Here is a 23,764-nt window from a genome sequence, read left to right as displayed (position 1 = left end):
ATTTCGTGGATAAACTTCGCACCGTTTCCGACACTAAGAGAAATTTTTATCAACACCATAACCGCCCCATTAATTCCATTTATCGTAGAGTGGTAGAAGAATTAATGGTAGAAATGCACCTATTATCAGTTAATGTTGATTTTCGTTCCGATCCCATTTATTATTTAGGAGTATGTCAAAGTTTTACTCAATTCATGAACGGCTATATGCCAGAATCTGACAAAGAATCTATTTTTAGGGCGTTATGTCAATCCATCAACAATAACCCTGACGAATACCGTCAAAAATCAGACAGCTTACTTAACTTTGCTACTCAAAAATCACCCCAAGAATTAATCAACTGGTTACTCCATCCTACTAATGATAATGGTTTAGAAGCCGTTGCCGATCATTGGCGCTATGCTTTAGATAATCCTAAGTTTAAATATAGCCGTTTATTTGCCATCGGTTTTTATACTTTATTAGAAAAAAGTGACGCAGAAATTGTTAAAAATGAGGAAAAATTTGCAGAATTAATTAAGCCTTTAACCGATAAATTAAATCTTCCTATTGATAAACTTAAAAAAGATTTAGAATTATATCGTAGCAATATTGAAAAAATGAGTCAAATGCTTATCGTTTTAGCTGATACCCTTGAGGCTAGTAAGAAAAAAAGACAAACTAATGGAGAATGAGGAATGAGGAATGAGGAATGAGACTTTTTAAAATAAGGTTTTTTATCTCTCCTAGGGGTTGAATAATATTCAACCCTGCTAATAAATAATATTATAACCTCCTCAATTATTAATTATTAATTATTCATTATTCACTATTAATTATTATGTTAGATTTAAAAAAAATTAGGGAAAATCCTGAAAAAGTTTTCAAATTATTACATCAACGCAGTACAGATTATCAGCTACAACCGATTCTTGATTTAGATAGTCAACAACGAGAGATACAATCTATTAGAACAGAATTACAAGCTAGAAGTAACGAAATTGGTAAGATTATCGGGGAAAAAATGCGCACGGGTGCAAATCCTCAAAGCGAAGAAATCCTTACTTTAAAGGAGGAGGGTAATAACGTTAAAGCTAGATTAGCTCAGTTAGAGCCTGAAGAAAGGGAATTAAAAACAAAACTTGATGGTTTATTGTTAGAATTGCCTAATTTACCCTCAAATACCACTCCTATCGGCAAAAATGAAACGGAAAATATTGAGATGAGACGTTGGGGAGATGAGTTTATTCCAGATGGTAGTAACATCTTACCCCATGGGGAAATTGGGGAAAAATTGGGCATTATCGACTCGGAAAGGGCTGTAAAAGTCGCTCAAAGTCGTTTTGTGGCTTTGGTGGGTATGGGTGCGGCTTTGGAAAGGGCTTTAATTAATTTTATGCTCGATCGACAGATAGAAGCAGGGTATATTGAAGTTATGCCTCCTGTCTTAATTAATAGTGAAGCCTTGCAAGGTACAGGGCAATTACCAAAATTTGCGGAAGAAAGTTTTAAGTGTGATGGGGATGATTTATGGTTAACTCCCACCGCCGAAGTGCCAGTGACAAACTTTTATAGTAAGGAAATTTTAGAAGCGGAAAAACTGCCTATTTATCATTGTGCCTATACTCCTTGTTTTCGCAGAGAAGCAGGAAGCTACGGGCGAGATATGCGGGGTTTAATCCGTTTACACCAGTTTAACAAAGTGGAATTAATTAAATTGGTGCGCCCTGAAACAAGTGCCGAAGAACATGAGAAGATGGTAAACAATGCGGAAGCAATTTTACAAGCTCTCAAATTACCCTATCGAGTCGTAGAATTATGTACTGGAGATTTAGGTTTTAGTGCCGCTAAATGTTATGACTTAGAAGTGTGGTTGCCTTCTGCTAATACCTATCGTGAAATTTCTAGTTGCTCAAATTGTCATGATTTCCAAGCTAGAAGGGCGGATATTCGCTTTAAGGAAAAGGGCAAGAGAGGTACTGAATATGTACACACTCTGAATGGCTCTGGTTTGGCCGTGGGGCGCACTATGGCGGCAATTTTAGAGAATTATCAACAGAAAGATGGCACGATTAAAGTACCAGAAGTATTACAGCCTTATTTGAAAACTGATACCATCGGTTAAATCTCTACTCAAATGTCTTGAGTGAGAGGGGTGTCGATTCTAATAATTCTCCTCCAGCTTTCCATCCTTCAATGCTAGGGGGAAAACCTTTAACATTATTATAGCCGAGCATTTGTAATGCCATTACCCCTAAAGCAGTACGATAACCCGTTGAGCAATATAATATGACAGGGCGATTTTTAGGAATTTGCTGGAGATTATCGGTTAATGTTCGGATGGGAATATTAATAGCATTTTTTATATGCCCTGAATCATACTCATTTTTCTCTCTAACATCAATGAGTAAAGCTCGTTTTTCTTTGGTTAAAACTTTCAGAGCATTAATTTGTTTAACCGTGTAATAATCTGCTGGAATAGAATGAAGAAAATCTTTAACCGAAGGCAAGGCTAAATTTTGATAAACTAACTCAAGGGTAGAATCAGAATTTTTTTCGTCAATTAGTTGTATTTGTCCCATATCTTGATTAGGAGTAACAAAAGCAATTACAGGATTTACTTCTAAATGACTGCAACCATATAACCAAAGACTTAAAAACAAGACAGATATTAATTTGCTCATAGTAAGATATTAAATCAAATTTTCAATATTTTGATAAAAAGAAGATTTTAGGACTTACTAATAATAATATTCTGTCCCGATCGAGCTTATTAAGAAATCTCACAACTCTATATTTTTCTTGATAATGAGTAATTCCTAGATTTATCAAAAAACTGGTATTTTCTTGACTAGAAATCACCCAAGTTAAACCCACCAAGGTTTTTCCCCCGTACGAGGATCATTTTCTGTCCACGGAGAAATTCTAATATATTCACCTTCAACATTGACATGAGCTAATTTTAATGGCAAGGGTGCTGGTCCTCTTAAGACGACACCTTTTGCATCATAACGTGAGCCATGACAAGGACATTGAAATTGAGCTTCATTGTTATTCCAAGGGAAAGTACACCCCAAGTGAGTACAATTATCAAAAATTCCCCAAGGGTTTAAAGTACCATCTTCCGTGACGGTTAAGTAGGTTGGTTCTGTTATATAAAACTTACTCATAGTTACCTATGACGTTTACTTCTTGCTTCTACCAGTCAAGTCGGCTTGATACTGTCCACAAGCGTTGATTCGGGTGTAACCCACCCTACTTTTATTATTCTAATTAATTGATTAATCTTGAATAATAACTAATTTTTATTTAATTTAATCTTTAAATTAAATAGTTTTAACAGTCTTGGTTATCGACTTCATTAAAAGCTAACATATTTTAAAAAAAATGTCAACCTTTATCCCGTGAGTAGGTATAAACAACTATAATAAACTATTAGTTAACAGTTAAAAGCTCCTGCTAATCCTGCCACTAAAGCTCTTGTTTCAGGAGGTTCTGCTAAAATTTGAGCTATGGGAATTAAATTACCATGAATATCTTTCGCTAAAATTGAACCATCTTTCTCTACATCAGAAGGAGGAATTAAAAATTTAACGACGGGATATAATGCTCCTCCAACAGTTACGACAATCGCTGTACCTGTAAAAAAATTAAGCAGATGTCGTCTTGACATGGATGGATTATTTTCAATTAGAATACTATTTTCCACTAACAATGACCTTTGAGAATGTTTTAATAATTATTTTGTTTAAGACTCAGTTTTGTAGAGGTTTTTTAGTACTAATACCTAATAAACCGTACATTAAACAAGTACTTGCTAAAGCACTAAAAGTTAATAAACCTGCTCCAATGGTTAAACCAATTCCTAAAGATGAACCGCTATAGGTAAATAAGCCCAAATAGGCACATACAGAAGCGAAAATAAAACGAATGATACGATCGACTGTTCCTACATTATTAAACATAATTTTTATCTTTGATTTTTAAATTGTTTGTTGATTAATTTCTTTTGCAAAAAACTTTTTTAATTATTTTTAGTTTCTTATCAGTTTTTTTGCGATTGCTCGTTTAAATTAACTACTTATTATTATATAACTAATTAGCTATAATTGGTGAATTGGGGAAAATAGTAATGTCAAAGATGCTGTATAAAACTTGTTCTGTATTAAATATCGCCTCGTAATTGTTGAGCAAAATCAACATACAAAAAGAGACACAAAGTAACAAACTGTTACAGTTCATAACAAAGATGCACAAGAAAGTTAATAGGAATGATAGCATTGCCTAGATAGTAAATTTATTTCCATAAAAGCAATATCTCTATGAGCGAAACAATTCAACTTACTGGACAGATGCCTAAATTCGGTGGTAGCACCGGCGGTTTACTTTCTGCTGCTGACAGAGAAGAAAAGTATGCTATTACTTGGACAAGTAAAAGTGAGCAGGTTTTTGAAATGCCTACCGGTGGCGCCGCTATTATGAATGAAGGGGAAAATTTATTTTATTTTGCCCGTAAAGAGCAATGTTTGGCTTTAGGCACTCAATTACGCACCAAATTCAAACCCAAAATTGAAGATTATAAAGTTTACCGTGTATATCCTACTGGTGAAATCCAATATCTTCATCCTGCTGATGGTGTATTCCCTGAGAAAGTTAACGAAGGTCGTGAATTTCACGGCAAAAAAGACAGAAGTATCGGTAAAAATCCTGAGCCTGTCACCCTCAAATTCTCTGGTAAAGCACCCTACGACGTTTAATTTTTAATCGTTGCTGTAAAGGATAGGAAAGACAATTCACGGGGAAATGGTTTATTTATCTATTTCCCTATCATCATCTTTTCCCATTTTCCATAAAGAATAATAATATTTTGTCATTGCGAGGCACGAAGCAATCTAACGCAATCTCCATTAACTCTGATTTTGGAAGCAGTGCTTAGGTATTATGAAAATTAAATTAATGGAAGAAGGGTTAAAACCCTCACTACGAACAAAAAAAATTTTTTCCAGAGAAGTCTATTGGTTATCGCTACAATGATGATAGATAAAATATAACAGAGATTTTATGGTGACGTTAATTGCTGAAAAAAAAATCGACATAACTTTAGAGGAATTTTTGACTTTCCCTGAAGAAAAACCTGCTCAAGAATATATTGATAATCAAATTATTGCAAAACCTATGCCCCAAGGAAAACATAGTATTATTCAAGGTGAGTTAGTAACGGCGATTAATTCTGTTGTTAAACCCAAAAAAGTTGCGTTGGCTTTTCCCGAATTGAGATGTACTTTTGGGGGAAAGTCGATCGTGCCTGATATAGTAGTTTTAACTTATGATCATATTCCTAGGGACGAAAATGGAGATATTGCTAACGTAGTTTCGATCGCACCTGATTGGATTATTGAAATTCTCTCTCCTGATCAAAAAAATCATAGTATGATTATTAAAAAAATTCTGCGTTGTCTTGAAGCAGGTTGTCAATTAGGATGGATTATTGATCCTCAACAAAAAACTATCTTTACTTATTATCAGCAAAAAGTGACTTATTTCGATCGAGATGAAGATATATTACCCGTACCTGATTTTATCAATAATTTAAAACTTTCGATCGCAGATATTTTTTCTTGGTTAAAATTTTAACTCCCTACATTTTTTAATTAACCCAAAAGTTGATTCTCACATATTCATACGTTGCTATATTATTAAAGGAATAATTTAGAAAAAATTAACTCTTAATTATCCATTATCAATTATTAGTTACTGATAAAAATGAACTCAGGTATTGATTTACAAGGAAGTTTTATCACTTCCCTCACGGATTTTGGACTTTCTCAAGAATTAGCGAAAACCCTTTGGATTCCTTTACCTTTGGGTTTAATGATTATTGGTGCTACCGTAGGAGTCTTAGTTAGTGTTTGGTTAGAAAGAAAAATCTCGGCGGCGGCACAACAACGGATTGGACCAGAATACGCTGGTCCTTTGGGAGTATTGCAACCCGTTGCCGATGGTATAAAATTAGTTTTTAAAGAAGATATTGTCCCTGCGAAAGCTGATAGTGTATTATTTACACTAGGTCCTGCCATCGTAGTAATACCAGTATTTTTGTCCTATCTCATCGTACCCTTTGGACAAAATTTAGTTATCACAGACTTAAACGTAGGGATTTTTCTCTGGATTTCTTTATCTAGTATTACCCCCATTGGTTTATTAATGGCAGGTTATGCTTCTAATAATAAATATTCTCTCTTAGGAGGATTACGCGCGGCGGCACAGTCTATCAGCTATGAAATTCCCCTAGCTTTATCAGTTTTAGCCGTCGCCATGATGTCTAATAGTTTAAGTACGATCGACATCGTGGAACAACAATCGAGCTACGGAATTTTAAGTTGGAATATTTGGAGACAACCCGTAGGCTTCCTCATCTTTTGGATAGCCGCCTTAGCCGAATGTGAGCGCTTACCCTTCGACTTACCCGAAGCAGAAGAAGAATTAGTGGCAGGTTATCAAACAGAATACGCAGGAATGAAATTCGGTTTATTCTATGTCGGTTCTTACGTTAACCTAGTACTATCAGCATTGGTATTTGCCATCTTGTATTTAGGTGGTTGGGAATTTCCCATTCCTTTAAGTAACCTTGCCGGTTGGATAGGTGTAAGTGAAAACACCCCTTGGCTTCAAGTAATAACCGCTTCCTTGGGTATCAGTATGATGGTATTAAAAGCCTATTTCCTCGTCTTTATTGCCATTTTATTGCGTTGGACTGTACCTCGTGTCAGAATTGATCAACTATTAGATTTAGGCTGGAAATTTTTACTCCCCGTATCCTTAGTTAATTTATTACTTACCGCCGCCTTAAAATTAGCCTTCCCCATGGCTTTTGGTGGCTAAAAACCATAATGTAATGGAGAATGGAGAATGGAAAATTGAGAATGAATAAAAAGGCATCTACCACAAAACAAAGGTTAAAACCCGATAACTTTTAACATTACTCACTTCTGATAAACAAGGGTAAATATCTTTTGTGTAAAGGTAAAAAACTTCAATAAATTCAAGGTGATGAGTAGATTACTATGATTCATTAAACTATGAGTGATTGATTAATAACTAATTCGTAATTTCTCTTAATTCTCCATTCTCAATTTTCAATTCTCAATTTTTCCCTTTTGCTTTGTTAAGATTTTCAGAAAAATTTTATTGACTAAATTCCATATATGGTGTATGAGGGTAACAGGCTACCCCAGATATATGGTATAAAAGAGAAGAAGCAAACAGCAGTAAATTTTTTTTGAGTAGAAATACTTAAAGTAAGCGAGGCAATCAGCAATGTTATTGGATACGCAACAAAGTACGATCTCTAGCCACTCCTATACCGTTAGTCATAGTAATCATAATCACAGTGTCGATACTGTAACCAAAAGTATTGAGGTGATTAAAAGAAATGGTAAATCTGCCCCCCTTGATGTTAGTAAAATCAGAAAAGTAGTCGATTGGGCTTGTAATGGTAAAGATGTTAATACCATCGCCCTCGAATCTGGTTTGAAAACTCGTTTGCGTGATGGCATCACCACGAGGGATATTCAGGATAATCTTATTAATTGTGCCTTAGAAATGTGTGATCTGGATCAACCAGATTGGCGTTATGTCGCTGGAAGGTTGCACGTCTGGAGTTTATGGAAAGATTGCCTTGCCACCAGAGGCTATAATTACGGTAATTATGCTCAAACCGTAGCGGATTTTGTGGAGCAGGGTAGGTACGATCGACGCATTTTAACCTATACCCCTGAAGAATTAGAAATTGCCAATAGTTGGATTAACCCCGATTGGGATTTAGATTATGACTATGCAGGGGCGGTTTTATTAACTAATCGTTATCTCTTACCCCAAGAGTTACCCCAAGAAGCCTATTTAACTTGCTCGTTATTGTTGGCAATGGTGGAAAATACCGATAATCGCTTGACTTATGCTCGTAAGTTTTATGAGTCGATCGCATCTCGCCGTATCTCCCTTGCCACCCCTATTTTAGCTAACTTGAGAGTGCCGAATGGCTCATTAACAAGTTGTTTTATTGTGAGTATTGATGACAACTTAGAAAGTATTTTTGATGAAATTACTAATACTGCTAGAATTTCCAAAAACGGTGGAGGAGTAGGGGTAAACGTGTCCAGAATTAGGGCGACAGGAAGCTCTGTGATGGGTAAAAAGAACGCTTCAGGGGGGGTGATACCTTGGATAAAACTCCTCAATGACACCGCTATAGCAGTGAATCAGGGGGGAAGACGTGCCGGGGCTGTAACTGTTGGTTTAGATATATGGCATTTAGACGTACCCGAATTTCTGGAAATGCAGACAGAAAACGGAGATCAGAGACGTAAGGCTTATGACGTATTCCCGCAACTTATCTTACCTGATGAGTTTATGCGTAGGGTGCAAAATAAGCAAGATTGGACTTTAGTTGATCCTTTTGAGGTAAAAAACGCTTTAGGCATTGATTTACCGCCGTTATGGGGGGCAGAATTTGAAAAAGCCTACGGCATTATTGAAGCTAACCTAGATACAAAAATCAAGCTGTATAAGAAGGTAAACGCTAGAGAGTTATTTAAACACATCATGAGGGCGCAGGTAGAAACAGGAATGCCTTATCTTGCTTTCAAGGATGCCATTAATAAAGCTAATCCGAACAAACATGATGGTTATATTCCGGGAGTGAATTTATGTACTGAATCCTTCTCGAATGTTACCCCTGATAAATATGCCCACTGCTGTAATTTAGTCTCCCTTAACCTTGCTAATTTGGAAAAAGAGGAGATGGAATCTATCTGTACTTTAGCGGTGAGAATTTTAGATAATACGATCGAGATTACTTTACCACCTTTTGCCGATGCGAAGGAACATAATAACCGTTATCGTACCATCGGAGTGGGTGCTATGGGGTTAGCGGATTGGTTAGCGAAACGGGAGTTAAGATATAACAACCTTGCAGAAATTAGTAACTTATTCGAGGATATTGGTTATTATTGCACCAATGCCTCCATGGAATTATCCAAGGAAAGAGGAGCTTATCCTGCTTTTGAGGGTAGCGATTGGAGTAAAGGCTTATTAATAGGTAGTAAACCCGTAGAATGGTTTGAAGAAAACGCCTATGAGAAACCCCGTTGGCTACAACTATCCTTAGATATTCAAGAATTTGGTATCCGTAATTCTCATATTACTGCGATCGCGCCCAATACTTCATCATCTTTAGTGCAGGGTTGCACTGCCAGTGTGTTACCTGTTTATAGTCGCTTTTTCTATGATAAATGGGCTAAAGGTACAGTGCCAATTGCCCCCCCCTATATCAACGATAAAAACTGGTTTTACCAAGAAAACAAAAATCTCCATCAAGATATAGTAGTAAATTCGATCGCTGTGATTCAACAATGGGTTGACACAGGTATCTCAATGGAATTACTATTTAATCTCAATCAAGGAGTATATTTTGCTGAAGAGGGAGAAAGAGCGTTAAAAGCAAAAGACATTTATGATACCTTAGTCATGGCATGGGAGAAAGGTTGTAAAGCCGTTTATTATGTCAGGATTGTGCAAAGGGATTCTTTTAAAGAAGAATGTACCGCTTGCGCAAATTAATCCGTAGGGACGCAAGGTTTGCGTCCCCAAAAGCAAGGTGTTCGATCGCAATCATATCAATTAAGAGAAGTTTCGATCGTTTTTTCTCATCAAAACCCGTTACAATCGATGACGATATTCCCTAGGGGTTAAGCCAGTCCATCTTTTAAATGCCCTCGTAAAATTATTTACTTCACTATACTGAAGTTCCAAAGCGATGTCACCAATAGGTATAGTTTTATCTTTCAACCATTCCACTGCTAACTGAAATCTTACTTGATCTATTAAATGAGAATAACTCAAACCTTTATCCGCTAAAAATCTTTGAAGGCTTCTTTTACTTATACCGATCGAATCTGCTATAGTTTGTATTTGAATATTACCGCCAAATAATTGAGAGCGAATCAATGATTTAAGAGCATCCACCAAATCCACAGGAAGGGTAAATAAGTTCATTTGTTCGTATAAATTTTGTTCATCATCATTGCTATGGTGATACTTTTTTTCAAGGGGTAAATAGAGAAGATTTTTAGAAATACCCATAGAATTATAGGGTTGATTGAAACGCATCCGACATTGAGAAAATATATCAAGACTTGATAATCCTTTTACTGGTTGCCCTTGAAAATATAAGTCTGTAGGATACCAGTCAAAATTCATCATCGATTTCATGGCTTTGAAGTGAAGTAAAAAAGCATAATAACTAGATTGTTCATTGTAATTAGATTCAAAGTTCAGTAACTGATGATTAAACCAGATTCGATCGCCGCCGCTAAATCTCGTTTTCGCCCTATTATGATGACTTCTCTGTCTGGTATTGTGGGATATATTCCCTTAATGACGGCAAGTGGTGCAGGGGCTTTAAGTCGTTGGTCGATCGGTACTGTAAGTTTTGGCGGTTATCTAGTGGCTACAGTATTAAGTTTAGCGATCGCGCCTATTTTGTATATTGTGATCAAAACCTTTGAAAAAAACGTTTTAGATAGTTAAAATTTATGGACAAAATAAAAAATGTAATTACTAAAGTTAAAAAAGAACTTGAAAACGTTTACAAAGAAGAATTAGTAAGCCTAATTTTATTCGGTTCTCAAGCTAGGGGAGAGGCTAATCAATATTCGGATATTGATATTTTAGTTATTTTAAATCGTCCCGTTAACCCTGTTCTTGAAATTAAAAAAAATATAGATAAATTAACTGATTTATCCTTAGAAAATGATATAGAAATTAACTGTTTTTATGTATCTCAAGAGCAATTTAAAACGAGAAAAAATCCTTTATTCAAAAACATTGAGAAAGAAGGGATTTTATTATGAATGAAAATGAAAAACAATTTCTTCTTAAAGCAAAACAAAGTTTAGAAGCATCAAAACATTTATTTGAAGGGAAATTCTATGACTTTGCGGTTGCTAGAGCTTATTATACAATGTTTTATCTTGCGTCTGCTTTTCTAGCACAAGAGGAACTTTATTTCTCTAAACATTCAGCAGTAATATCAGCATTCGGAAGAGAATTTATTAAAACTCAAAAAATTCCTCAACAATATCATAAGTATTTAAGAGAGGTACAAAATATGAGAAATTTGGGAGATTATGGAGACTATAATTCATTAGGTAAAGAGGAAGCACAGTTACAAATTGATCGGGCAGAAAATTTTTTACAATATACTTTAAATCTTTATGAAAATATTGAGGATAAGTAAGCTAAATTTATGGAAAATAACTCTAAACTAATCAATACAATCATTCGATTTTTTACCATCGGCTTCTTATTGGCTTGGTGCTTTATTCTCATTCGTCCGTTTATCATCATCTTCCTTTGGGCAGGGGTATTGTCGATCGCACTCTTTCCTGTTTTTGAGTGGCTGAAAAACCGTCTAGGAGGACGTAGAAAGTTATCCGCCATACTCCTAGGGTTAGTTGGTATTGGTATTATTCTAGGACCTATTAGTATAATCGCAACTATTTTGTTTCATAATGCTCAAACCATAGTTGACGGCATTGAAGCAGGTACTTTAGTTATACCTCCTCCATCCCCAAAAATTGCCGATTTACCCCTCGTTGGTAAACCTTTAAATGAGATTTGGCAACTGGCATCGTTAAACCTGAAAGGATTAATTGGTCAATTTCATACACAAATTGTCGCATTTTCTAAAACCCTTTTATTACAAGCCACCAATCTTGGTTTAATATTACTGAAATTTATTGTCTCTATAATTATCGCAGTCATATTAATTCTAAAAGCCCAAAGTTTAAACCAAGGCATAACATTATTTGTCTCAAGGTTAGCGCCATCCAGAGGGGAAGAATTTATGCAACTAGCAACCACAACTATACGCAGTGTAACTCGTGGTGTCATCGGCGTTGCAGTAATACAAACTCTATTGGTGGCTTTTGGGTTAATTTTAGCCAAAATTCCCGCCGCAGGAATACTAACTTTAGTATCCTTATTTTTAAGTATTATTCAAATTGGTCCGGGATTAATAGTTTTACCTGCGATCGTGTTTGCTTGGACAACCATGAACCCTTTAGGGGCTTTACTTTTCACCATCTGGATGATTTTAGCTACTTTGATTGATAATGTACTTAAACCTATGTTAATGGGAAAAGGGCTACCAGTTCCGATCGTGGTTATTTTATTAGGAGTAATTGGCGGTACGATCGCCCATGGCATTCTCGGCTTATTTGTAGGTCCTGTAATCTTGATTCTCGGTTATGAATTAATAGGAGCATGGCTCAAGGAAGACTCAAATACGACATAGTGGGCATTGCCCACCAAAACCTCAAAATCCTCTGATGGTGGGCGATGTCCATCTTACAAATAATCATCAAAAATTCATTTTTATTAATTACAATGTCAAATATATGAACTATTCAAAAATTTTATTAACTCTTGCTTTTTGTGTAACTTCCACCTTTGGTGTAGCATCAAAAATACAAGCTCAAAATGTCCCCAATACAGAAACATCTCCCATAACCACAGATGAATTATTAAACCAAGTCTGCGATTTTCTCAAGAGTCAACAATCCTTTAGTGTAGAAATGGATGTCACCTATGACAACGTTTTAGCATCAGGCTCAAAAGTTCAATATAGCGGTTATAAACAAGTATCCCTACAAAGACCTAATTTGCTCAGAGTGGATACCATCGGAGATCAGGAAAAAAGAAGTTTTTATTATGATGGTAAATCTTTTACCTTATTTTCTCCCCTTCTCAATGTTTTTGCTACCAAAGAAGCACCCACAACTATTGATGACATGGTGAGTTCGATCGAACAAAACTATGGTTTCACTATTGCCATGTCGAACTTATTTACCAGTAATCCTTGTCGTGTCCTTGATGATATAATAGAAGAACCTTTATACATTGGGAGTAACTTGGTTAATCGAGTCGAAACAGATCACTTACTTCTCGTTACCGATGATTGGGATGGACAATTATGGATTAGTCAAGATAATCCTCCTTTAATCAAAAAAGCCATCATCACCTATAAAAATCTACCGAATGCCCCTCAATATACGGTGTTATTCTCTAATTGGAACTTTAAACCCTCATTTTCTCAAGATATTTTTACTTTCACCCCAAAAAAGGATAACGTCAGAATTGAAATCTTACCCCCCTCACCTTAAATAAACCCTTCGTATTAAAAACTTATTTTACAGGAGTTCATCATGAAAAACTTATCCAAAAAACCCTTTATTTTTACTTTCACCGTGTTACTCACTATCTTAGCTATTTTCTCCGATGTCGCCTACGCAGGACGTGGTGGACGGGGTGGCGGTGCAAGAGGTGGAGGAGGTGCAAGAACCAGCAGTGTCAATCGATCGAGCGGTGCAAGAGGTGGTGGTGCATCTCAACGGGTAAATAGTAGTACCAGTTTACAAAATAGAGGCAACTTTAGTAATTCTTCCAGTCGTCAGGGTAATCAAGGGCAACGACAAACTAACCGTAGTGATGCTCAAGGTAATCGTCAGACTAATCAGGGAGAAAGACAAACTAACCGTAGTGATGCTCAAGGCGATCGTCAGACTAATCAAGGAGAAAGACAAACTAACCGTAGTAATGCTCAAGGCGATCGTCAAGATAACCGTCAAACTAATCAAGGTAATCGTCAAGATAATGCAGGGAATCGCCAAGATAATCGTCAAAATAATGCAGGAAATCGCCAAGATAACCGTCAGGATTTTGTCAATGATAACTGGCGTGGTGGTGGTTGGTACGGTGGAGGCTACTATGCTCCTCCCGGTTGGGGTGCTTGGACTGCGGCAGTGGGCTTAACTGCTGGATTAGCTATTGGTGCGAGTGTTGCGACTCCGCCTCCCTATTACGATACTATTTATATTGGCTCAACTTCTTATATCTATTCCGATGGAGTTTATATGCAACCTAGTAACGGAAACTATGTCATTATTTCTCCTCCTGTGGGTGCTGTCGTCAGTTATCTCCCCGATGGATGCACCGTGACTCAAATGGGAAATACTCAATATTATGATTGTGCTGGTATCTATTATCAAACTTTCTACCAAAATGGTACAACGGTTTATAAGGTGATTCAAATTTAAAACCCAATATTTTTTCTGAGTATTTATACTTATTTTTCTTTACTAATCAAAAATTGTTGTAAATATTAACAATCATCTTTTTTCACCCAGATATATTGCTAATTTTGCCAATTCTTTAAGTATAATTACTCAAGTTCGATCGAACTCTTGAACATCAGAAAGCCTTATTAAATAAGGTTTTTCTGGTTTATGTAAAGATATTGTTACCTTTTTTTGCTTTTATACAAAATTATAGTTTATTGATTAGCAAAATTTTAAAATTAGTCAAATTTAATCTTGAACAACAATTAGAGTTAATTAAATAAATTAAATGAAATTATACTCAAATTTTCGTCTATTTACTACCCAAACTAAAACTTGTACCCCTTTTCATTTCCGAAAAATTAGTCAATAATGCAATCAGTGCAAATAAATCAGGAATCATAAAAACATGACTTTGACATTAGCAGTTTACGGAAAAGGCGGTATCGGCAAATCAACCACCAGTTGCAACATCTCCACAGCCTTGGCAAAAAGAGGTAAAAAAGTATTACAGATTGGATGTGATCCAAAACATGATAGTACCTTTACCCTTACTGGCTTTTTAATTCCCACTATTATCGACACCCTACAGGAAAAAGATTTCCACTATGAAGATATTTGGGCAGAAGACGTTATTTATAAAGGTTACGCAGGTGTTGACTGTGTAGAGGCAGGAGGTCCTCCTGCCGGGGCTGGTTGTGGTGGTTATGTGGTAGGCGAAACCGTCAAACTGTTAAAAGAGTTAAACGCCTTTGATGAATATGACGTGATTTTATTTGATGTGTTGGGTGACGTAGTTTGCGGAGGTTTTGCAGCGCCTCTCAACTATGCAGATTATTGTTTAATCGTCACCGATAATGGTTTTGATGCCTTATTCGCCGCTAATCGTATTGCCGCTTCCGTCAGAGAAAAAGCGCGCACTCATCCCCTCAAGTTAGCAGGTTTAATTGGTAATCGCACCTCGAAACGGGATTTAATCGATAAATACATTTCCCATGTAGCAATGCCTGTATTAGAAGTTTTACCTCTCATTGAAGACATCCGAGTATCGAGAGTAAAGGGTAAAACCTTGTTTGAAATGGCAGAAAAAGACCCTAGTTTAGATTATGTGTGCCAATATTATCTTAATATCGCTGATCAGATTTTAGCATTACCCGAAGGAGTTGTGCCTAGTGAAGCGCTCGATCGAGAGTTGTTTGGTTTACTTTCCGATTACTACTTAAATCCTCCTGCGGATGCGCCTAAACAGGAAAGAGACGAATTAGAATTAATGATGGTGTAAATTAATGAACAATTAAGAATTAAGAATTAAGAATTATTTTTATCTATTTAGTGTATGGGAATTGTGGAAGAGTTTGAAGAATTTAAGGCTCAATTAAAAGAAAAATGGCTTAATTATTATCAGGTTAATTTATCGTGTTTAGAAAAAAATAAATTGCAAATTCTTCAATGTGAATTTCCAGTTAACAATGTTAACACTGGTGCAAAAGAATATCAAATTAGACCTATTGATTCTATAATTTTATCGATTATTATTTCTTTTGATCAAAAGACTAAAGATTATATACAATTTTTATCAATGGCGACAAATGATACATATAGAATAGTGGAATTATTAGGTTTAAATTTTGATCCTAAAATTGAACTCGAAAAAAGGAAAGAAGAAAGGGCAAAAAATCAATTAATTGAGCCTCCTTCTCCTTTAGATGAATTTAGGAATAAAAATTTCTAAAAATTCTCTTTATGATATTCAGAATTAGTCGCTTTAGCAGACTTGAGCTATTAGCAATGAAATTTATTTCTTTGCGGATTATGGTTCATCACCTAAAACTATCAATTAATCATAAAAATTATGATTCAATTAATTAAATTGTTACATTAATCAACAGTTAAAATTAATAAACCGCCTTGCAATAAATTGACAAGGCTAACAGCAAAAGTCGGCTAAAGCGACTGAAAAAAATTTTTTAATAAAATGAAAAAAATACGATAATGAGGACTCTTACAGAAGTAAAAAAAGATTTAAAAGAAAAATGGTTAGATTATTGGGAAATAAACCGTAAATGGATAATACTATTTTGTAACTATTCATCAAATAGATGGAAGAAAACACCAGACGAGGGAAAACGTCCAGATATTATCTTAGGAATAATCTGTGGTTTAGAGCCTGATTTTGCCAAAGATTTTATGGAAACTTTGGTATCTTTAAATAAAGATTCTGATGCTTTAATTCAGTCTTTAGGACTTAATTTTGATCCCGATATTGAGTTAAAAAAAAGACGAGAGGAAAGAGAAAAAACTCAACAAGAAGCTCATTTATTACCTCCAGTTTCTCCATTAGATGAGTTGCGTCAAAAAATCAAAGAATCAACTAATATGACTAACAATTAATTTTATCAAGTTACTAATAAAAATCTATGGAAAATCATTTATATTTTATCGAAAAAAATAAAGCAATTATTAGGAAATCTTGGCTTGAATATTATCAAGAAAATGCGACTTTGTTCGATCGAATTACCGAAAATTGGTTTACCAGAGTAGGCACTCCCGATGGAGGTTATCGAGTAAAAGCAGAATGGATTTTAGGATTTTTAGCAGGAAAACATCGCAATTTTAGTAAACTTCTTTATACGTTATATATAGCTGACGATAACTTAGAAAAAATTGTAGAGACTTTAGGATTAAATTTTGATCCTCGAAAAGAGTTAGAAAAAACAAATAATCCGTCTGAAAATTCCCCAGAAACCGATAAATCCAATCAAGAATTTGCTTTTCCAGACATTCAAGAAGGAATTAATAACTTTCAAAATGAGATGAATAAATTATTTAAAGGCTTTGACTTAAATACCTAAAAAACATTGTAGGTTGGGTTGAGGTACGAAACCCAAAATTATCAAAGAATATATAAATTGTTGGGTTACGCTTTCGCTAACCCAACCTACGAATTAAACATTATTAATAGGAGTAAAACCCATGACTTTAGCAACAGAAAAACCCACTACCCCCGAATTAAAATTTGAATGCGAAACAGGCAATTATCATACATTTTGCCCTATCAGTTGTGTCGCTTGGTTATACCAAAAAATTGAAGATAGTTTCTTCCTCGTTATCGGCACTAAAACCTGTGGTTATTTTCTACAAAATGCTATGGGTGTTATGATTTTCGCTGAACCTCGTTACGCTATGGCTGAATTAGAAGAAGCCGACATTTCCGCTCAACTTAACGATTATAACGAGTTAAAACGCCTTTGTGACCAAATTAAGCGCGATCGAAACCCTAGCGTAATTGTCTGGATTGGTACTTGTACCACCGAAATTATTAAGATGGATTTAGAAGGTATTGCCCCCAAATTAGAAGCTGAATTGGGTATTCCGATCGTAGTCGCGCGCGCCAACGGTTTAGATTATGCCTTCACCCAAGGAGAAGACACCGTTTTAGCCGCTATGGCGAATCGTTGCCCTAAGGAATCAGAAGTAAAACAAGAATCAGAGAAAACCGAGCGTAACGCCATTCAAAAATTACTCAATTTTGGCAAAAAAGCCGAAGATACCAACAATGATGAATATAAGTCTCATCCGCCCTTAGTGTTATTTGGCTCATTACCCGATCCCGTTGTTACCAATTTAACCTTAGAATTGAAAAAACAAGGGGTTAAAATCAATGGTTGGCTACCAGCAAAACGTTATACAGAATTACCCGTCATCGATGAAGGTTATTACGTTGCAGGAGTAAATCCCTTTTTAAGTCGCACCGCCACTACTTTAATGCGTCGCCGTAAGTGTAAATTAATTGGCGCACCCTTTCCCATCGGCCCTGATGGTACACGAGCTTGGATTGAGAAAATCTGCTCTGTGGTTGGGGTTGAGCCTCAAGGATTAGCGGAAAGAGAAGCTCAAATCTGGGAAAATATCCAAGATTATGTGGACATCATCAAAGGTAAATCAGTTTTCTTCATGGGTGACAATTTACTGGAAATCTCTCTAGCTCGTTTCCTCATTCGGTGTGGTATGACGGTTAATGAAATTGGTATCCCTTACATGGATAAACGCTATCAAAAAGCTGAGTTAGACTTTTTAGCTCAAACTTGTCAAGAAATGGGGGTAAGTGTACCAACTATTGTAGAAAAACCCGATAACTATAATCAATTACAAAGAATCAAAGAGATTAAACCAGATTTAGTGATAACTGGCATGGCTCACGCTAATCCCTTAGAAGCCAGAGGAATTAACACAAAATGGTCAGTTGAGTTCACTTTTGCCCAAATTCACGGTTTTACCAACGCCCGTGATATTTTAGAGTTGGTAACACGTCCATTACGCCGTAATAATAACCTCAAAGATTTAGGGTGGAGTAAGTTAGTTAAGGAAGAAGCGAAAATCTAAATTATCGACACGGAAGTAGAGACGTAAAATTTTACGTCTTTACAATAGTTTTAGCTATGAAAAATCTAACTTCTGGAGAAGTCTAATGATTTGTTATATTAATAGTAAAAATAGGAGGATTGATTATGACGATCGAACTAAAACCAGAACAAGAAAAATTCCTAAAAGCACAAGTCGCCACTGGTAAATATAATTCTCCCCAAGAAGTAGTAGATAAAATGTTTTTAGTTTTTGAGAGAATACAAGGTGATTATGAAGAATGGTTAGAGGAAACTCAAATCAAAATAGGAGAAGGCATTGAATCCTTAGAAAGAGGGGAAGGAATTGAGGGGGAAATCGTGGTTAATAACTTACAACAAAGATTACATAAAACAAAAGTAAATTAATCATGAAACGTCATATTATTTCTCAACCTGCTATCAAAGATTTAGAAGAAATTATCGATTATTTTTCTAATCACAATGTTTCTGCGGGGAAAACTTTATCAATGAGTTTGAGAAAAAATGTAAATATCTTGCTAATTTTCCTAATATTGGACGTAATTATGATCATCTTAAGCCATCTCTACGAGGTTTAAATTTAGCTAACTATATTATTTTTTATCGTGTAATTAATGATGATATTGAAATTATTAGAATTATTAGTGGCTATAGAAATTTAGATTCTTTATTCTTAGATGATGTCTAAAATTCTTAAGAAAAAAATGATCGATCTTAATGTTTTAAATCATGAAAAAAAAATCGATTTTCCTTGACTTTTTCTCTCTTTTTGGTAATAATAGAAATTATAAAGATCATAATGGAAATCTGACTATCTATCTCCAAAATTAGCAATATTCCCATTATCTAAATTTTATCAAAAATGTCAAGGTTTGTCAAGGGGAAAGTCGAAATTATTGTCACAGGCAAGATGCCTGTTTTACGGGAGATGGATTTACAGTTTTTGTCTCAATCCGCAAAGTTGATTTTGATTTGATCGCTTTTAATTTCCTTCTGTTTTTCGGCACTTTTTAACACTTCTAAAACTAATCTTATATCAAGGCGTTTTTGTTCTTCGATAATTTCTCTTACGGTGACGATCGAAATTTTATCGACAGGATTACTCATAAATTGGCTTTGATAAATTCCTGCTTCTTTCGCAGTCTTAATCATGTCTTTTGTGGGCTCATTAAGAGTAATAAATATTCCTAAAGTAGCCTCGTTTATGGTAATTGTGCCTAATAAATCCCGAATATCTCCTGATTTTACCTTCCCGGACTTGACTTGAATAATAATTTTTTCTGGGTTATCTTTGCCACTATCAAAAAATGCGATACCGTCAATACCTTTATCTGCTCCTTTTTTATCGTTGATTATTGCCCTATTATTGGTATAGGTTAAAACTGCCCATTTTTCAAATTCTTTGCGAGTTCGATCGTCCTTTTTCAATGCCAATGCTTGAGCGGATTCTATATCTTTAGGAATACCATTAAGGGTGATATTTTCTAAAACTTCTTTACCGAAACTGTCTTCTAATCGTTTAATTATTACCCCAATACTTTGATAAGTTATATCAATTCCTATCCATTTTCTATCTAGTAATTGGGCAACTTCAACAGTCGTACCGCAACCGCAAAAGGCATCTAATATCACATCTCCTTCATTACTACTGGCTTTAATTATCCGCTCTAATAATGCCTTGGGTTTTTGGGTGGGATAGCCTAATCTTTCTTTAGAAGAAGGTGCAATAATTGGAATATCCCAAACATCCGACATTTTAACCCCTGTAGAATCTTCATTAGTGGTTTGTGATGGAATTCTTTTTCCCGTTTCATCATGTCCAGATACTATTTTTTTCTTGCCAAATCGTTTTAAAGTTGATGGCGCACGTTCTTGTAATAAAACATTAAAAAGAATTTTATTTGCATTTTTATTATAGAACAAAACTATATCATGATTTTTAGAAAAAGTTTTTTCAGCTACTGCCCATTTTTTATAACTCCATATAATTTCATTTCTAAAATCTCCACCTTGAGAACAAAAAATAGTATCTAAAACTAATTTTAAATAATGACTTGCAGTGGGATCACAATGAAGATAAAAACTGCCCGTTGGCTTTAAAACTCGATGAATTTCTACTATTCTTAAAGTCATATTTACCAGATAAGCAAATAAACTTCCTTTACCTAAAACTTTGTCTAATCCACAAATAAGATCGATCGTTTGTTGGGTGAATTTTCCATGATAATTTTCCTTAATTTCAGCTAAACCATAATTAGCTAAATCATCCCATGTCCAAGTATCAATAAAAGCCTGAGCTTGGGCTCGATCTTCTTTACCGATGTTGTTATAAATTTGGTTATAATTGCGCTTAGAATTAAAAGGCGGATCGATATAACATAAGTCCACAGTTTCATCTTTAATATGTCTTCTTAAAACGTCTAAATTATCGCCATAAAATAATTGATTATTCATCATCAAAACTTATCAAAATATTTTTAGAGTATTCTTTCAAGATAACTTCTTTTTAAAACTTTAAATTCTTTTGTAATAATACTTAACGTATCGATATTATTAACTGAATGAGTAAAGCACTTATAATATACTCATCAAGGTTATAATCTGATGTTGCAAAATGTATAGTTGCCTCTTGCCTACTTGCCTTTTGCCTACCTTCACCAAACTCAAATTATGCCCTCGCCAAGTATAATATTGACATCAACAACAATTTTATACTTATTCATCTTCATTTAATATTTGTTCTAATAATTCAGGTGTTAAACCTCTTGCCATAGCTTTTTTGCTAATTTCGTCCATAAGTTTACCTAGTTTATCCTTAGATTTATCTTTTCTTTTTTCTAACTCTAAAACTATAATCTCGTTAATTTTTAGTTGTATTTCTTGTTTTTCAAGTTCAGAAATATTTTGATAATCTTGAGCAATTTCTTCACTAACTTTTATGCTTATTTCTGTTAATAAACTCATAATTTTTAAAGAATAAATGAAAATAATAATTTTTGTCTGTTAAAGCGATTATTGTAGTTTTGCTCGTTTTGATAGCAAGACTGCTCGATCGAACCTTATAAGCCTATTATATAGATAACAACATATCTAAATCATTAGGCTTCTGAGTAAATTAAGGAGTTAAAGTATTTTCCCCTTCCTCCCCCAGTTTTCGATCGAGAGGGAAAACCGAATATGATAGTATTTGCATAAAAAATGAGAGATATGTTAAGTTTAGTTAAGCAATAGTTGTTACAATTAGATCATTAAGTTAAAAATCAAAGATAAGAACAAGTTAACTACTTAATTCTTTCTTTTCACAAAAACTATAAAAAATTATGAAATTATCTTGGCGTTCCGTCCTACTATGGACAATACCCTTTTTAGTAATTGGGTTTTTCATCTGGCAAGGCAGTTTTGCCACTAATGTTAGCGATACTAACAATACCGCTAGTACTCGTATGACTTACGGTAGATTTTTAGAATACCTTGATAAAGGACGAGTCAGCAGTGTTGACTTATACGAAAATGGACGTACTGCTATTGTAGAAGCGATCGATCCTGAATTACGTCAAGTACAAAGATTAAGAGTTGACTTACCCGGTGCATCCCCTGAGTTAATCACCAAATTAAGAGAATCTGGGGTTAACTTCGACTCTCATCCTTTACGCAACGAGGGCGCAATCTGGGGTATTTTAGGTAACTTAGTTTTCCCCGTATTGTTGATTGGCTCGTTATTCTTCCTTTTCCGCCGTTCTAGTAATATGCCCGGAGGACCCGGACAAGCCATGAATTTTGGCAAGTCGAAAGCTCGTTTTATGATGGAAGCCAAAACAGGTATCATGTTCGATGATGTAGCTGGTATCGATGAAGCGAAAGAAGAATTACAAGAAGTAGTAACTTTCTTAAAACAACCTGAGAAATTCACCGCCGTAGGTGCAAGAATCCCTAAAGGTGTGTTATTAGTAGGACCTCCGGGGACGGGTAAAACCTTACTAGCGAAAGCCATTGCAGGGGAAGCAGGTGTACCTTTCTTCAGCATTTCTGGTTCAGAATTTGTGGAGATGTTTGTCGGGGTTGGTGCTTCTCGTGTACGGGATTTATTCAAAAAAGCCAAAGAAAACGCTCCCTGTCTCATTTTTATCGATGAGATTGACGCTGTGGGAAGACAAAGAGGCGCAGGTATCGGCGGTGGTAACGATGAAAGAGAGCAAACTTTAAACCAACTCTTAACGGAAATGGATGGTTTTGAAGGCAATACTGGTATTATCGTGATCGCCGCTACTAACCGCGCGGATGTCCTTGATAGTGCCTTAATGCGTCCGGGTCGTTTCGATCGACAAGTAATGGTTGATCCCCCCGATTTCAAAGGCAGATTAGGAGTTTTAGACGTTCATGCTCGCAACAAAAAAATTGCTTCTAGTGTTTCCTTAGAGGCGATCGCCCGTCGTACTCCCGGTTTCAGTGGTGCAGACTTAGCGAATTTACTCAATGAGGCGGCCATTTTAACAGCTCGTCGCCGTAAACCTGAGATTACCATATCAGAAATTGATGCGGCAGTCGATCGAGTTATCGCAGGGATGGAAGGCACTCCTTTAGTGGATAGTAAGAGTAAACGCTTGATTGCTTACCATGAAGTTGGTCACGCCATTGTGGGTACTTTATTGAAAGATCATGATCCCGTACAAAAAGTAACCTTAATTCCCCGTGGACAAGCGCAAGGTTTAACATGGTTTACCCCTAACGAAGAACAAGGATTAACCACCAAAGCGCAGTTAATGGCACGAATTGCGGGTGCTATGGGTGGACGTGCTGCCGAAGAAGAAGTCTTTGGACATGATGAAGTTACCACTGGTGCAGGAGGCGATTTACAGCAAGTAACAGGCATGGCTCGTCAAATGGTAACACGTTTTGGCATGAGTGAACTAGGCTCACTTTCCTTAGAAGGGCAAGGAGGAGAAGTTTTCCTCGGAGGAGGCTTCATGAATCGTGCGGAATATTCTGAAGAAACCGCATCTCGCATTGACTCCCAAATCAAGATGTTAGCAGAACATGGTCATCAAATTGCTTGTCAAATTGTACGGGAAAATCGGGAAGTGATCGATCGATTAGTGGATTTACTGATTGAGAAAGAAACCATTGACGGTGAGGAATTTCGTCAAATCGTAGCGGAATATACGATCGTACCTGAAAAAGAACAGTTCGTACCTCAACTCTAAGTGTAGGGCGATGCACCGCCCACCA

27 protein-coding genes are annotated in these 23,764 nt (G+C 35.6%); 20 read left to right on the top strand and 7 right to left on the bottom strand.

From position 1 onward, the window contains the following. Nucleotides 1-5 precede the first annotated feature (5 nt). Both psb29 and serS read left to right on the top strand, forming a co-directional pair. The gene (psb29, locus tag SYN6308_RS01990; RefSeq protein WP_017292756.1) at nt 6-674 is read left to right on the top strand and encodes a photosystem II biogenesis protein Psp29; all 669 of its coding nucleotides are present in this window, start codon (nt 6-8) and stop codon (nt 672-674) included. Nucleotides 675-820: 146 nt separating this feature from the next. Further along, a complete protein-coding gene (gene serS, locus SYN6308_RS01985; RefSeq protein WP_017292755.1) occupies nt 821-2,104 on the top strand; it encodes a serine--tRNA ligase in 1,284 nt (427 codons plus the stop codon). 4 nt (nt 2,105-2,108) lie between these two features. On the opposite strand, the gene SYN6308_RS01980 is transcribed toward serS, so the two are convergent. The 4 genes from SYN6308_RS01980 to SYN6308_RS01970 all read right to left on the bottom strand — a co-directional run bounded on the left by SYN6308_RS01980 (nt 2,109) and on the right by SYN6308_RS01970 (nt 3,944). Next, a complete protein-coding gene (locus SYN6308_RS01980; protein ID WP_017292754.1) occupies nt 2,109-2,663 on the bottom strand; it encodes a rhodanese-like domain-containing protein in 555 nt (184 codons plus the stop codon). 183 nt (nt 2,664-2,846) lie between these two features. Then, nucleotides 2,847-3,149, bottom strand: coding sequence for a cytochrome b6-f complex iron-sulfur subunit (gene petC / locus SYN6308_RS21490; RefSeq protein ID WP_237741245.1), 303 nt, complete (start codon nt 3,147-3,149; stop codon nt 2,847-2,849). A 269-nt stretch (nt 3,150-3,418) separates the two neighbouring features. Further along, on the bottom strand, nt 3,419-3,688 hold the full coding sequence (locus tag SYN6308_RS21485; protein ID WP_083879549.1) for a hypothetical protein: 270 nt from the start codon (nt 3,686-3,688) through the stop codon (nt 3,419-3,421). Between the two features lie 46 nt (nt 3,689-3,734). Continuing rightward, complete coding sequence (locus tag SYN6308_RS01970; protein WP_017292753.1) at nt 3,735-3,944, bottom strand: YgaP family membrane protein; 210 nt, start codon at nt 3,942-3,944, stop codon at nt 3,735-3,737. A 357-nt stretch (nt 3,945-4,301) separates the two neighbouring features. On the opposite strand from SYN6308_RS01970, the gene psaD reads away from it, so the two are divergent. The 4 genes from psaD to SYN6308_RS01950 all read left to right on the top strand — a co-directional run bounded on the left by psaD (nt 4,302) and on the right by SYN6308_RS01950 (nt 9,597). Further along, a complete protein-coding gene (gene psaD / locus SYN6308_RS01965; RefSeq protein WP_017292752.1) occupies nt 4,302-4,736 on the top strand; it encodes a photosystem I reaction center subunit II PsaD in 435 nt (144 codons plus the stop codon). A 304-nt stretch (nt 4,737-5,040) separates the two neighbouring features. Then, nucleotides 5,041-5,613, top strand: a complete 573-nt coding sequence (locus SYN6308_RS01960; protein ID WP_017292751.1) for a Uma2 family endonuclease — start codon at nt 5,041-5,043, stop codon at nt 5,611-5,613. Between the two features lie 129 nt (nt 5,614-5,742). Next, nucleotides 5,743-6,861 carry an NADH-quinone oxidoreductase subunit NuoH gene (gene nuoH, locus SYN6308_RS01955; protein ID WP_017292750.1) on the top strand — a complete coding sequence of 373 codons (1,119 nt, stop codon included), beginning with the start codon at nt 5,743-5,745 and terminating at the stop codon, nt 6,859-6,861. A gap of 435 nt (nt 6,862-7,296) precedes the next feature. After that, nucleotides 7,297-9,597, top strand: a complete 2,301-nt coding sequence (locus SYN6308_RS01950; protein ID WP_017292749.1) for a ribonucleoside-diphosphate reductase subunit alpha — start codon at nt 7,297-7,299, stop codon at nt 9,595-9,597. 99 nt (nt 9,598-9,696) lie between these two features. Here the strand turns inward: SYN6308_RS01950 and SYN6308_RS01945 are convergent, their stop codons facing one another. Beyond that, a complete protein-coding gene (locus SYN6308_RS01945; RefSeq protein ID WP_158412742.1) occupies nt 9,697-10,239 on the bottom strand; it encodes a helix-turn-helix domain-containing protein in 543 nt (180 codons plus the stop codon). An 81-nt stretch (nt 10,240-10,320) separates the two neighbouring features. Here SYN6308_RS01945 and SYN6308_RS01940 point away from each other — a divergent pair, with 81 nt between their 5' ends. The 13 genes from SYN6308_RS01940 (at nt 10,321) to SYN6308_RS25375 (ending at nt 19,226) form a co-directional block, all read left to right on the top strand. Next, entirely contained in the window at nt 10,321-10,566 is a 246-nt protein-coding gene (locus SYN6308_RS01940) for an efflux RND transporter permease subunit (protein ID WP_017292747.1), read from the top strand. A 5-nt stretch (nt 10,567-10,571) separates the two neighbouring features. Then, nucleotides 10,572-10,889, top strand: a complete 318-nt coding sequence (locus tag SYN6308_RS01935; protein WP_017292746.1) for a nucleotidyltransferase domain-containing protein — start codon at nt 10,572-10,574, stop codon at nt 10,887-10,889. Next, entirely contained in the window at nt 10,886-11,275 is a 390-nt protein-coding gene (locus SYN6308_RS01930; protein WP_017292745.1) for a HEPN domain-containing protein, read from the top strand. Before SYN6308_RS01935 ends, SYN6308_RS01930 begins: the two co-directional genes overlap by 4 nt. Nucleotides 11,276-11,284: 9 nt before the next feature. Then, a complete protein-coding gene (locus tag SYN6308_RS01925) occupies nt 11,285-12,334 on the top strand; it encodes an AI-2E family transporter (RefSeq protein ID WP_017292744.1) in 1,050 nt (349 codons plus the stop codon). Nucleotides 12,335-12,437: 103 nt separating this feature from the next. Continuing rightward, the gene (locus SYN6308_RS01920; RefSeq protein WP_144051373.1) at nt 12,438-13,202 is read left to right on the top strand and encodes a DUF2092 domain-containing protein; all 765 of its coding nucleotides are present in this window, start codon (nt 12,438-12,440) and stop codon (nt 13,200-13,202) included. A gap of 42 nt (nt 13,203-13,244) precedes the next feature. Beyond that, nucleotides 13,245-14,135, top strand: a complete 891-nt coding sequence (locus SYN6308_RS01915) for a DUF6515 family protein (protein WP_017292742.1) — start codon at nt 13,245-13,247, stop codon at nt 14,133-14,135. A 430-nt stretch (nt 14,136-14,565) separates the two neighbouring features. Then, on the top strand, nt 14,566-15,438 hold the full coding sequence (bchL, locus tag SYN6308_RS01900) for a ferredoxin:protochlorophyllide reductase (ATP-dependent) iron-sulfur ATP-binding protein (RefSeq protein ID WP_017292740.1): 873 nt from the start codon (nt 14,566-14,568) through the stop codon (nt 15,436-15,438). A 63-nt stretch (nt 15,439-15,501) separates the two neighbouring features. Beyond that, a complete protein-coding gene (locus tag SYN6308_RS21480) occupies nt 15,502-15,888 on the top strand; it encodes a DUF5331 domain-containing protein (RefSeq protein ID WP_144051372.1) in 387 nt (128 codons plus the stop codon). A 260-nt stretch (nt 15,889-16,148) separates the two neighbouring features. Further along, on the top strand, nt 16,149-16,547 hold the full coding sequence (locus SYN6308_RS01890; protein ID WP_017292738.1) for a DUF5331 domain-containing protein: 399 nt from the start codon (nt 16,149-16,151) through the stop codon (nt 16,545-16,547). Nucleotides 16,548-16,573: 26 nt separating this feature from the next. Beyond that, nucleotides 16,574-17,008 (top strand): DUF5331 domain-containing protein, encoded by a 435-nt coding sequence (locus tag SYN6308_RS01885; protein WP_017292737.1) that lies wholly within the window; start codon nt 16,574-16,576, stop codon nt 17,006-17,008. A 121-nt stretch (nt 17,009-17,129) separates the two neighbouring features. Continuing rightward, entirely contained in the window at nt 17,130-18,539 is a 1,410-nt protein-coding gene (locus SYN6308_RS01880; RefSeq protein WP_017292736.1) for a ferredoxin:protochlorophyllide reductase (ATP-dependent) subunit N, read from the top strand. A gap of 125 nt (nt 18,540-18,664) precedes the next feature. Further along, a complete protein-coding gene (locus tag SYN6308_RS01875; RefSeq protein WP_017292735.1) occupies nt 18,665-18,925 on the top strand; it encodes a ribbon-helix-helix domain-containing protein in 261 nt (86 codons plus the stop codon). Nucleotides 18,926-19,022: 97 nt separating this feature from the next. Then, nucleotides 19,023-19,226, top strand: a complete 204-nt coding sequence (locus SYN6308_RS25375) for a type II toxin-antitoxin system RelE/ParE family toxin (RefSeq protein ID WP_306301634.1) — start codon at nt 19,023-19,025, stop codon at nt 19,224-19,226. Between the two features lie 260 nt (nt 19,227-19,486). Here the strand turns inward: SYN6308_RS25375 and SYN6308_RS01870 are convergent, their stop codons facing one another. Both SYN6308_RS01870 and SYN6308_RS01865 read right to left on the bottom strand, forming a co-directional pair. Next, nucleotides 19,487-20,992, bottom strand: coding sequence for a DNA methyltransferase (locus tag SYN6308_RS01870; RefSeq protein ID WP_017292734.1), 1,506 nt, complete (start codon nt 20,990-20,992; stop codon nt 19,487-19,489). Between the two features lie 261 nt (nt 20,993-21,253). Further along, nucleotides 21,254-21,502, bottom strand: coding sequence for a hypothetical protein (locus tag SYN6308_RS01865; protein ID WP_017292733.1), 249 nt, complete (start codon nt 21,500-21,502; stop codon nt 21,254-21,256). A 356-nt stretch (nt 21,503-21,858) separates the two neighbouring features. Here SYN6308_RS01865 and ftsH2 point away from each other — a divergent pair, with 356 nt between their 5' ends. Then, on the top strand, nt 21,859-23,739 hold the full coding sequence (gene ftsH2, locus SYN6308_RS01860) for an ATP-dependent zinc metalloprotease FtsH2 (RefSeq protein ID WP_017292732.1): 1,881 nt from the start codon (nt 21,859-21,861) through the stop codon (nt 23,737-23,739). The last annotated feature ends 25 nt before the right edge of the window (nt 23,740-23,764 follow it).

Origin of the sequence: Geminocystis herdmanii PCC 6308 (assembly GCF_000332235.1) — a bacterium.
In the GTDB taxonomy this organism is placed as follows: domain Bacteria; phylum Cyanobacteriota; class Cyanobacteriia; order Cyanobacteriales; family Cyanobacteriaceae; genus Geminocystis; species Geminocystis herdmanii.
Note: the sequence above shows the minus strand (reverse complement) of the source record. Positions and strands in the feature narration are given on the sequence as shown.